The following is a 244-nucleotide window of genomic DNA, read 5'->3' as shown; positions in this document are numbered from 1 at the left end:
CTTTCTATTGTTACCAGTGCCGGAAGAAGGTGCAGGGCAGCAAGTCATACTCTATCAAGATGACCAGACGATGCTGCTACGCCAATCATTATATCAAGGAATGGCGGTCAGCTATTTACCGTTGATTTTTGAGCGCTTCCTGCAGCTGAGTGAAGTGATGGTGGTACCAAGCATTGAAGCTTTTGATAGTACAAGTTTTTCAGACCTTGATGCTACAAAGTCTGATCATAGGATTGATTTACAA

1 pseudogene is annotated in these 244 nt (G+C 43.0%); it reads left to right on the top strand.

The annotated features are described in order from the left end of the window. Positions 1–244: pseudogene (locus AAEY78_RS14580) on the top strand (type II secretion system protein GspL); the annotation flags it as partial.

Origin of the sequence: Psychrobacter sp. 16-MNA-CIBAN-0192 (assembly GCF_040309565.1) — a bacterium.
Lineage (GTDB): Bacteria > Pseudomonadota > Gammaproteobacteria > Pseudomonadales > Moraxellaceae > Psychrobacter.
Note: the sequence above shows the minus strand (reverse complement) of the source record. Positions and strands in the feature narration are given on the sequence as shown.